The sequence below is a fragment of the Polaromonas sp. P1_G1 genome, from assembly GCF_056405595.1.
Genome location: NZ_JBFUBU010000014.1, coordinates 1 through 12,704, shown reverse-complemented (window position 1 = coordinate 12,704; position 12,704 = coordinate 1). Strand labels below are relative to the sequence as shown.

The window sequence follows — 12,704 nt, the reverse complement described above, 5'->3', positions numbered from 1 at the left end:
CGCGGCGCATGTCTTCGCGCCGCCTGTGTGAAGTACTCGCCCTTGACCCATTTTTTCGGAAAGCCATTGCCATGAAAAGCCACGCCAGCATGAACCGCATCTACCGCCTCGTCTGGAATGCCGCATTGAGCCTGTGGGTGGCCGTGGCGGAAAACGCCAAAGGGCGCGGCAAGGGCGGCTCGGCGCGCGGCAGCGTGCAGTGGGATGACGTTCAGGCGGATGAAGGAGGAGAGAGTGGAGGCGCAGGCTTCAGGCTCAATACCGCCTGCCGCGCGGCGCTGGTGCTGCTTGCTTCGCTGGTGGTGCTCACGCATGAAGCGCGCGCGGCTGATGCGGCCAATGCCAGCGTGTCGGCGGGTAGCGGCAGTGTCTCCACGCTGGGCACCACCACGACCATCAACCAGGCCAGCCAGCGCCTGGCGATTGATTGGACCAGTTTGTCCACCGCAGCCAACGAGGCGCTGCGGTTCAACCAGCCCAATGCGGCGGCGATAGCGCTGAACCGCATCACCGGCAGCAGCCCCAGCGAGCTGCTGGGCAGCCTCACGGCCAACGGCCAGGTGTTTATCCTGAACCCGAACGGCGTGCTGTTTGGCGCCGGCTCGCAGGTCAATGTCGGTGGGCTGGTGGCTTCGACCCTGAACATGAGCAATGCCGACTTCATGGCCGGCAACCATGTGTTCACCGGCTCGGGTGCTTCGGGCTCCGTCGTCAACCAGGGCGTGCTGACGGCGGCGAACGGCGGCTACATCGCGCTGCTGGCGCCTGAGGTGCGCAACGAAGGCGTGATAGGCGCGACGCTGGGCACAGCTCTGCTGGCGGCGGGCAACAAGGTCACGCTCAATATCGACAACGGCAACCTGCTGGGCTACAGCATCGACCAGGCCGCCATCAATGCGCTGGCCGACAACCGCCACCTGATCAAGGCTGACGGCGGCCAGGTCATTCTGACGGCCAGCGCCACAGACGCCTTGCTGCGCACGGTGGTCAACAACTCGGGTGTCATAGAGGCCAAGACCCTGAACAACCAGGGCGGCGTGATCCGCCTGGAAGGCGGCGACAGCGGCGTGGTGCATGTGAGCGGCACGCTGGACGCCAGCGGCAAGGGCGCGGGTGAGCTGGGCGGAAAAGTACAAATCACCGGCGACAAGGTGGGCTTGTTTGATGCGGCCAAAGTCGATGTGTCCGGCGACGCCGGCGGCGGCACCGCGCTGGTAGGCGGCGACTTCCAGGGTGGCAATGCCGCGGTCAAAAATGCCTCCGCCACCTTTGTGGGCGCGGACGTGAAGTTGACGGCGGACGCCATCAGCACCGGCGACGGCGGCAAGGTCATTGTCTGGTCGGACGGCACCACGCGCTACAACGGCAGCATCTCGGCCAAGGGCGGCGCCAACAGCGGCAACGGCGGCTTTGTCGAGGTATCAGGCAAGGGCCTGCTGGCTTTCAAGGGTGAGGTGGACACCTCTGCGGCGAATGGCCACAAGGGCACGCTGCTGCTGGACCCCACCAATATCTGGATCGCCGTCGACAACGCCAGCGCGGATGCCGCTGCGGGCTATGCCGTGGGCGACAGCAGTGCCGACGGCGGCGCGGGCCAGCCCTTTGCCGCCAGCGGCGCGGTGGACGATTCGTTGCTGACCACCGCGTCCCTCACGGCCGCTTTGGCCAACAACGACGTCGTCATTACCACCAACAACCCGGACGGTGCGGGCGCGGGCAACATCACAGTCGTTGACGCTGTGACCTATACCGGCCCCAACACCAGCACGCTGGCCTTGCTCGCCGATAACAACATTGCCATCAACCAGTCGATCAGCAGCAGCAATGGCGCGCTCATTGTGAATGCCATTGCCAGCGCAGGCGATGTCAGCCTCGCCAACGGCGCGGCCATCAACACCAACGGCGGCAATGTGAAACTGACTGGCCGGGACATCACCGTCGGCAACGGTTCCGCCATTGTTGGCGGCTACGTGCAGCTCAGCGGCAGCCAGGACATCATCTTCAACGGCACGGGCGCCATCAACGCTACGGGTGATGTCTATCTGGGGGGGCGCAATATCCAGCAGGGCGGCACCGGCATTGCTGTCACCGCCGACAAGCTCTCCATACGATCGACCGGCTATATCGGCAACAGCGCCGCCGCGGTGGCCGGTGACGACAAGCTCAATACCCAGGTGAACACGCTCTCGGCGGTGGCGCCGGGTGCGATTTCGGTGAGCAACACCGGTGCGTTGACGGTGGATACGGTCACCTTCCAGGGCATGACCCCTCCCAATGGCGGCTCGATTGTCGGCGTGAGCAGCACGGGCGGCGCGATCTCGCTGGCTACAGTTGATACCGGCGGCGCAACCGATAACCTGACGCTCAACAAAGCGGTGAGCACCACCGGCGGCATCACCAACACCATCACACTGGCGGCCGATGACCACTATGCGCAAACGGCAGCGACGGTGTCCACGGTGGGCGCCAACGTGGCCGTCACCGCCGGCCGGACCCTGACGGCGTCGGGCAGCGGCGGCAGCGCCATCGTGACCTCGGGCGCGGCCAGCAGCACCGACACCAACGGCTCGAACGCCGGCAACATCACGCTCAGCACCAGCGGCGCCAACAGCGGCTCTATCAGCGTCACCGGCGACCTGACCGCGCAGGGCAGCAGCGCCAACGCGGGCAGCACCACGGGCAACGCCGGCGTCGCCGGCGGCCGCGGCGGCGACGTGTCGGTGACCATGGCAGCCGCCGGCGCCGGCATCGCCATTACAGGCAATGTGCTCAGCAACGGCGGCAGCGGCGCCGGCGGCGGCAGCAACTTTGCCTGGATGTTCGGCACAGGCGGCAACGGCGGCAACATCACGCTGAGAAATACGGGCAGCACCGGCGCCGGCGCCATCAGCGTGGGCAACCTCACCGCCCAGGGCGGCTCGGCGGGTTACATCGGCAATGGCGGCAGCGGCGGCACCGTCCTGGTGACCACGGCCGGCACGGGCGCGGCATCGATCACCACGGGCGCTATCAGCACCTGGGGCGGCAGGTACGTCGCCAACTCCAACCCCGGCAGCAACGGCGGCAATGCCGGCAATGTCACCTTGGGCACGGTAGGCGCGGGCGCCACCATCCAGTTCGGCAACCTCGATGCGCACGGCGGCGCGGGTTCGCTCAACCGGGTCAATACCAACTACGGCAGCGCGACCATCGTGTCAGGCACAGGCGGCACGGTTGGCATCACCACTACGGGTGCCAATGCCGACATCACCGGCAGCGGCAGTGTTTCCAGCTATGTTGAAAATGCGGGTTGCAGCAATAACGCCATTTGTTCGATAGGTGCCGCGGGCAACGTCAGCATGACGACCAGCAACGGCAACGTGAGCCTCGCCGGCAGTGTGAACGCCAAGGGCGGCAATGCCTTGGGCGGCGGCACCCTTTTGGCCAATGCCGGCGGCGCGGGCGGCGCTGTGACGGTGACGATTGGGGCCCTCGGCGCCAACAAAAATGTCTCGATAGGCGGCATCGACGCGACGGGCGGCAACGGCCTGGCCGGCGGCGCCGCGGGCTTGAGCAAGGCGGTGATCGTGACCGCCACGGACGGCTATGTGCAGCAGGTGCCCGGCAGTTATTTCAATGGCTTGACGGTCGCCGTGACGGCCAACCGCGGCATAGGCGCGGGCACGGGCGCCGGCGACCTGAGCCAGCGGCTGGGCATCATCCCGGTGACGGGGACGGCGCGCAACGCTACAGGCGTCGTCGCCAACCGCGCGGGCAACACGCGGGTCATCTTCGGCGGCGGAAATGTGAGCCTGGGCGGCACCCAGGTGCAGAACCTGTTTACGACGGGCGACCTGGACATCGCCACCAGCAACGGCGCGCTCACCGTGAACGGCCTGGGCCGCAACGGCGCCGGCAACATCAGCCTGAGCGCGGGCGGCGGAAACGACCTGACTATCAACGCGAGCAGCGTGCTCTCGGCCATCAACGGCAATATCCGGCTTGAAGCCGGGCGCGACGTCATCTTCTCGGGCAACGCAAATGCCCAGACCACTACCGGCGACATTTACGTTTCAGCCGGCGCGAATGTCCAGCAGGCCGATGTCTCGACAGCACTGACCGGCAACAATCTGGCCGTGCGGGCCGGCGGCTACATCGGCGACGGCGCGGGCGGCGACAACACGGTCAACACCAGCGTCAACACGCTCTCGGCCGTGGCCGGCGCCGGCATAGGCATCAGCAACAACAAGGCGCTGGCGATCGACCAGGTGACCTTCGCGGGCGGCACTGTGCCCGGCGGCGCCATCAACGGCGTGTCGACCACGGGCACCGGCAATGTTGCCGTGGGCACCACGGCCGGCCAGCTGACCGTGTTGGCGCCCGTCAGCGTGGCCGACGGCACTTTGGCCTTGAGTGGCGCCACCAACCTGGTGCTTAACAGCACCGTCAGCAACGCCACACGCGCCGTGCAGCTCGCGGCCGGCAGCGGAAGCATCACGGGCCCAGGCCAGGTGACGGCCGGCGCACTCACGGCCAGTGCCGCCGGCGATATCGACCTGCTCGCTGATGCGGCGGCGCTGACCGCTACCAGCACTTCCGGGACTATCAATGCGTTGCTGGTCGCCGGCGGCAGCATCGAGAACGTCTCAACCACAGGTGCGGTTTACCTGGAGGCTGTGACCGGCAACCTCGACGTGAAAACCGTGTCAGGCTCGGGCGTGACGCTCACGGCCGCGGCCGGCGCGATCACCGACGCCAATGGTACCGACAACAATGTCACGGCGACAACGCTGACGGCTTCGTCCCAGAACGGCATCGCGCTGGGCACCAATGTCAGCGGCCTGCAGACGTTGTCCACCACCGGCGCCACGGGCGACATCAGCATCAGCACCGCCAATGCGATAGACACCGCCAACTACAGCATCAGCACCGACAGCGGCTCGGCGCAGAACGTCAGTCTCACGTCCGGCTCGGCTTCGGGCGTCACGGTGGGCAATGCCTTTGCGTCCACCAATGACAACATCAGCCTCACGGCCACGGCCGGCGGCATCAACCTGAACAGCGCGATTGACGCGGCGGGCCTGGCGCTCAGCGCGCAGGGCAGCATCAGCGCGCCGGCGGCCATCAACGTCACGGGCGTGTTCGACCTCAAGGCCGGCACCTTCAGCCAGATCGGCACCTTGCCCTCGTTCGTCGCCAATGATTTCCGCATCAGCGGCGGCACCTTTGTGCGCGCGCTGGGCGGCGACGGCGGGAGCCCCGGGACGGCCTACCGGATCACTGACATCTACGGCCTGCAAGGTGCAGGCTCAGATGGCATGCAGTACAAAAACTACAAGCTGGTCAACCACATTGACGCAACAGGTACGGTGGACTGGAACGGTGGTGCGGGCTTCAGTCCGATCGGCGGCGGCATAACTCACTTTTACGGCGCTTTTGACGGCGACGGCAAAACCATCAGCAACCTCACCATCAATCGCCCCGGGCAAATCCTCGTAGGTCTGTTTGGCTGGACCGCTAATACTAGCGCTATTGCCAACGTCGGCTTGGTGGGTGGCAGTGTCACCGGCCACAGCGATGTAGGTGGGCTGGCAGGTATAAGCTGGGGCACGATCAGCAACAGCTATACCACGGGCAGTGTCAGCGGCGTCACTAACGTAGGCGGATTGGTTGGCGAAAACGCGGGCACGATCAGCAACAGCTACGCCACAGGCAGTGTCACTGGCACCTATTACGTTGGTGGACTGACAGGCGTATCCACTAGTTCTAGTGCCAACCTTGTCAACAGCTACGCCACAGGCGCGGTCACTGGCTCGACCTCCGTAGGCTCACTTATCGGTCAATTGAACCACGGAAGCGTTACGGCGTCCTTCTGGCGCGACGGCGCAACCCCCGGTATTGGTGACGTCCAGCCAGGCAGCACGGTTGACGGCCTCAGCCGCGGCCTGACCAACGCGGAGTTCACCAGCGCAGCAACCTTTACCAGCGCAGGCTGGAACGCCAGTAACGTGGGCGGCGACGGCACTACCTGGCGCGCCTATGAGGGCAACACAGGCCCGCTGCTGCGCAGCTTTATGACCGGGCTGACCCTGGCCAATACCAGCGTGACCTACAACGGCAACATACAAACCGGCGCTACCACGGCCACGTCGGGCGTGCTGGGCAGCAACGCCAGCGCGCGCAACGCGGGCAGCCATGCCACGGGCTATTACTCGGGCCAGCAGGGCTACGACATCATCGGCGGCGGGCTGGACATCGCCAAAGCCGACCTGACGCTGAGCACCAGCAACGTGACCAAGACCTACGACGGCACCACCTCTGCCGCGGGTACCGCCATCGCCACAGCCAGTACGGTGCTGCTGGGCGGCGATACCGCCAGCGGCGGCAGCTTTGCCTTCACCGACAAGAACGCGGGTACCGGCAACAAGACGGTGACCACCACCGGCGTGACGGTCAACGATGGCAACGGCGGCAACAACTACAACGTCAGCTATGCCGACAACACCAGCAGCACCATCAACAAGGCCAACCTGACGGTGACGGCCACGGGTGTGACCAAGACATACGATGGCACGACCAGCGCCACGGGTACGGGCAGCGTTGCCACGCTGGCCGGCGCGGCGGCCGGCGAAGTCGTCAACGCCGCCGGCAGCCAGGACTTCCTCGACAAGAACGCGGGCAGCGGCAACAAGGCGGTGCGGGCCAGTGGCGTGACCATCAAGGACAGCGGCAATGCCGATGTGACCGGCAACTACAACATTGCTTATGTGGACGACGCCACAAGCACCATCAACAAGGCCAACCTGACGGTCACGGCCACGAGCGTCACCAAGACTTACGACGGCACGCTGGGCGCCACGGGCACGGGCTCGGTCGGCGCATTGGCAGGCGCCGGCGCAGGCGAGGTGGTCAACGCCGCCGCCACGCAGGTCTTTACCGACAAGAACGCGGGCAGCAACAAGACGGTGCAAGCCAGCGGCCTGACCATCAAGGACAGCGGCAACGCCGACGTCACAGGCAACTACAACATTGCCTATGTCGACAACACCACCAGCACCATCAACAAGGCCGACCTGACGGTGACGGCCAATGCGGTGACCAAGACCTACGACGGAACCTTGGGCGCCAGCGGTACGGGTACCGTTGCCGCGCTGGCTGGCGCGGCAGCGGGCGAGGTAGTCGATGTCACCGGCAACCAGGCTTTCCTTGACAAGAACTTCGGCATCGGCAACAAGACGGTGCGCGCCGGCGGCGTAACGATCAAGGACAGCGGCAATGCCGACGTGAGCGGCAACTACAACATCGCCTACGTCGACAACACGGCCAGCACCATCAACAAAGCCAACCTGACCCTGTCGACCACCGACGTCACCAAGACCTATGACGGCACGACCAGCGCGGCCGGCACGGTCACGGTGACAGCGGGCACGGTGTTTGCGGGTGACAACACCACGGGCGGCACATTCGCTTTCACCAACAAAAACGCCGGCAGCGGCAACAAAACGGTGACGACGGCGGGCGTGACGGTGGGCGACGGCGTGAACAACGCCAACTACGACGTCAGTTATGCGGACAACACCACCAGCACCGTCAACCAGGCCAACCTGACGCTCACCACCAGTAACGTCACCAAGACCTATGACGGCACGCTCAGTGCTGCAGGTACCGCTGCAGTGGCCAGCGGCACGGTGTTCAGCGGCGACAGCTTGAGTGGAGGCAGCTTTGCCTTTACCGACAAGAACGCCGGCACCGGCAACAAGACGGTGACAGCGGCCAGCGTAACGGTGACCGATGGAAACGGGGGCAACAACTACAACGTGAGCTATGTGGACAACACCACCAGCACCGTTAACCGGGCCAACCTGACGGTGACGGCGACGGGTGTGACCAAGACCTACGACGGCACGACCGGCGCCACAGGCACGGGTTCCGTCGGCACGCTGGCAGGCGCCGGTGCCGGTGAGTCGGTCAATACCGCCGCCACGCAGGTCTTTACCGACAAGAACTTCGGCATTGGCAACAAGACGGTTCAAGCCAGCGGCCTGACCATCAAGGACAGCGGTAACGCGGATGTCACGGGCAACTACAACATTGCCTATGTTGACAACACGACCAGCACCATCAACAAGGCCAACCTGACAGTTACCGCCACAGGCGTGACCAAGACTTATGACGGCACCGCCAGCGCGACTGGCACGGGCACCGTGGGTGCGTTGGCCGGTTCCGCGGCGGGTGAGCTGGTGAATTCGGCAGGCAACCAGGCCTTCCTGAACAAGAACGTCGGCACGGGCAACAAGGCGGTCCGCGCCAGCGGCGTGACCATCAAGGACAGTGGCAATGCCGATGTCACGGGCAACTACAACGTGGCCTACGTGGATGACACCACCAGCACCATCAACCAGGCCAACCTGACGCTATCGACATCCAACGTCACCAAGACCTACGACGGCGGCCTCTCGGCGGCTGGTGCTGTGGTCGTGACTGCAGGTACGGTGTTTGCGGGTGACAACACCACGGGCGGCACATTCGCTTTCACCAACAAAAACGCCGGCAGCGGCAACAAGACGGTGACGACGGCGGGCGTGACGGTGGGTGACGGTGTCAACAATGCCAACTACAACGTCAGCTACGCCAACAACACCACCAGCACGATCAACCGGGCCAACCTGACGGTCACGGCGACCGGGGTGACCAAGACTTACGACGGCACGACCGCTGCCACGGGCACGGGTTCTGTTGGCACGCTGGCCGGCGCAGGTGCCGGTGAGTCGGTCAATACCGCCGCTACGCAGGTCTTTACCGACAAGAATTTCGGCGTCGGCAACAAGACGGTCCAGGCCAGCGGCCTGACCATCAAGGATTCGGGCAACGCTGACGTGACAGGCAACTACAACATTGCCTATGTGGACAACACCAGCAGCACCATCAACAAGGCCAACCTGACGGTCACAGCAACTGGCGTGACCAGGACTTATGACGGCACCTTGGGCGCGACAGGCACAGGCACGGTGGGCGCGCTGGCCGGCGCGGCCGCCGGCGAGCTGGTCAATGCCGCCGGCAGCCAGGCCTTCCTGGACAAGAACGCCGGTACCGGCAACAAGACGGTGCGCGCCAGCGGCGTGACCATCAAGGACAGCGGCAATGCCGACGTGTCGGGCAACTACTACATCGCTTACGTTGACAACACCAGCAGCACCATCAACAAGGCCAACCTGAGCCTGTCGACTTCCGACGTCACCAAGACCTACGACGGCGGCCTCTCGGCGGCCGGCACGGTGGTGGTGACGGCGGGCACGGTGTTCGCGGGTGACAGTGCCACGGGCGGCAGCTTTGCCTTTACCGACAAGAATGCCGGCAACGGCAACAAGACGGTGACGACGGCCGGCGTGACGGTAGGCGATGGCGTGAACAACGCCAACTACAACGTGAGCTATGTGGACAACACCACCAGCACCATCAACCAGGCCAACCTGACGCTGTCGACCAGCAACGTGACCAAGACCTACGATGGCACGGTGGCCGCATCCGGCACAGCGACCGTGGCGGCCGGTACGCTGTTTGGCGGCGACAGCCTGACCGGCGGCAGCTTCGCCTTTACCGACAAGAATTTTGGTGTGGGCAACAAGACGGTGACCACGGCGGGCGTGACGGTGGGCGACGGCGTGAACAACGCCAACTACAACGTCATCTACGCCGACAACACCACCAGCACCATCAACAAGGCCAACCTGACGGTAACGGCCACCGGCGTGACCAGGACCTACGATGGCACGCTGAGTGCCACGGGAACAGGTTCCGTGGGCACACTGGCGGGCGCTGGTGCAGGCGAGTCGGTCAACGCCGCGGCCACGCAGGTGTTTACCGACAAGAACTTCGGTGTCGGCAACAAGACGGTGCAGGCCAGCGGCCTGACCATCAAGGACAGCGGCAACGCCGATGTGACCGGCAACTACAACGTCAGCTACGTCGATAACACCAGCAGCACCATCAACAAGGCCAACGTGACACTGTCGACCTCTGACGTCACCAAGACCTATGACGGCACGACCAGCGCAGCCGGCACGGTCACGGTGACGGCGGGCACGGTGTTCGCGGGTGACAGCGCCACGGGCGGCAGCTTCGCCTTCACCAACAAGAATGCCGGCAGCGGCAACAAGACGGTGACGACGGCGGGCGTGACGGTGGGTGATGGCGTGAACAACGCCAACTACAACGTCAGCTATGCGGACAACACCACCAGCACCATCAATCAGGCCAACCTGACGCTGACCACCAACAACGTCATCAAGACCTATGACGGCACGCTCAGTGCTGCAGGTACCGCTGCCGTGGCCAGCGGAACGGTGTTCAGCGGCGACAGCCTGAGCGGCGGTACATTCGCGTTCACCGACAAGAATGCCGGAACGGGCAACAAGACGGTGACCACGGCCGGTGTGACGGTGACCGACGGCAACGGCGGCAACAACTACAACGTCACCTACGCCGACAACACCACCAGCACCATCAACCAGGCCAACCTGACGCTGTCGACCAGCAGCGTCACCAAGACCTATGACGGCGGGCTCTCGGCCACCGGCGCGGTGGTTGTGACGGCAGGCACGGTGTTTGCGGGCGACAGCGCAACGGGCGGCGCGTTCTCTTTCCTCGACAAGAACGCCGGCAGCGGCAACAAGACAGTGGCGACCGGCGGCGTGACGGTGGGCGACGGGGTGAACAACGGCAACTACAACATCAGCTACGCCAACAACACGACGAGCACCATCAATAAAGCCAACGTGACACTGTCGACCTACGACGTCACCAAGACCTACGACGGTGGCCTGTCGGCCAGCGGAGCTGCGGTGGTAACGGCGGGCACGGTGTTCGCGGGTGACAGCGCCACGGGAGGCAGCTTCGCGTTCACCGACAAGAATGCCGGAACCGGCAACAAGACGGTGACGACCAGCGGCGTGACGGTAGGCGACGGCGTCAACAATGCCAACTACAACGTCAGCTATGCCAACAACACTACCAGCACCATCAACCAGGCCAGCCTGACGCTGTCCACCAGCAACGTCACCAAAACCTATGACGGCAACACGACGGCCGCGGGCACGACCACCGTGACGGCCGGCAGCCTGTTCGGCGGCGACAGCCTCTCGGGCGGCAGCTTTGCCTTCACCGACAAGAACACCGGCAACGGCAACAAGACAGTGCAAACCAGCGGCGTGACGGTGGGCGACGGCGTGAACAACGGCAATTACAACGTCACCTACGCCGACAACACCACCAGCACCATCAACCCCTTCGCTGTGAGCCTGTCGGGTACACGCACGTATGACGGAACGGCCAACGTGGCGGCCAGCGTTCTCAACCTCGGCCTGCTGGTGGGCAGCGAGACCCTGGGCCTCGCGGGTACGGCCACCATGGCCGACAAGAACGTGGGCGCCAACAAGACGCTGACTGTTACCGGCCTGAGCCTGACCGACGGCAGCGGGCTGGCCAGCAATTACACGTTTACCGGCGGCACGCAACAGGCCGGCATCACCCAGGCCAGCCTGACGGTGGGCACGGGCAACGTCACCAAGACTTATGACGGCAACACCACGGCGGCCGGTACGGCCACCGTGACGGCAGGCACGCTGTTCAGCGGCGATAGCCTGACGGGCGGTACGTTTGCCTTTACCGACAAGAATGCCGGCGCCGGCAACAAGACGGTGACAACCACGGGCGTGACGGTGGGCGACGGCGTGAACAACGGCAACTACAGCGTCACTTATGCCAACAACACCACCAGCACCATCAACAAGGCGGACCTGACGGTCACGGCCACCGGTGTCAACAAGGTCTATGACGGCACGACGGCCGCCACCGTGGGCTACGGCGACAACCGCGTGGCCGGCGACGTGCTGGGCATCGCGGGTTCCGCCTCCTTTGCCGACAAGAACGCCGGTAGCGGAAAAGTGGTCAGCGTCAACGGCATCAGCACCTCGGGCAGCGACGCCGGCAACTACAACTTGCTGAACACGACGACGGCGACCACGGCGGACATCACGCCCAAGGCGCTGACGGTGACGGCCAACAACGACAACAAGAACTACGATGGCAGGGCTTACAGCGGCGGCAACGGCGTGAGCTACAACGGTTTTGTGGCGGGCGATTCGCAGGCCGACATCGGCGGCGCGCTGGCCTATGGCGGCTCCTCGCAGGGCGCCGTCGCGGCGGGCAGTTACCTGATCACGCCGGGCGGGCTGAGCTCCATCTCGGGCAACTACGCGCTGGGCTTTGTCGATGGCGCGCTCAGCATCACGACCGCCAACGCCAGCACTGCCGCGCTGGGCAATGCCGCGCTGGTGGGGGCTTATGACGGCGCGCTGCAGGCGGTGGCGGGGCTGGGGGCTTCGTCGGGTGGTGGCGGTGGCGCCGCAGGTGGTGGTGGCGGGGGTGGTGGTTTCGGCGGCGGCGCCGCGGCCGATGCGCTTTCGGCTGCTGCTGCCGACGCCGGCAATAGCGACGACAAATAGGATTGTTGGGTTGGGGCCTGCTCCGGGTCTTGCTCCGGCGGAGCGCGCTCTCTTCGGTTCTCTCTGCTGAGGGTGGTTGGCCGGGGGTAGCCCGGCGGCTACTCACTTTTCTTTTGCTTCGCCAAAAGAAAAGTAAGCAAAAGAAAAGGCGACCCTGGTTGCTGCGTCCCTTCGCTTCGCTGCGGGCAACCTGCGGTGCTCGGTTCAGGCGGGGTCTCGCTA

At 64.9% G+C, this 12,704-nt stretch carries 1 protein-coding gene; it reads left to right on the top strand.

Annotated features, from left to right (window positions below; genetic code table 11):
• The first annotated feature begins 71 nt into the window (after positions 1–71).
• Positions 72–12,482 carry a YDG domain-containing protein gene (locus AC1D1Y_RS08760; RefSeq protein WP_477682000.1) on the top strand — a complete coding sequence of 4,137 codons (12,411 nt, stop codon included), beginning with the start codon at positions 72–74 and terminating at the stop codon, positions 12,480–12,482.
• Positions 12,483–12,704 lie beyond the last annotated feature (222 nt).

Excerpts from the sequence above, each read along its gene's own strand:
- AC1D1Y_RS08760 (WP_477682000.1), top strand. The coding sequence starts at position 72 with ATGAAAAGCCACGCCAGCATGAACCGCATCTACCGCCTCGTCTGGAAT.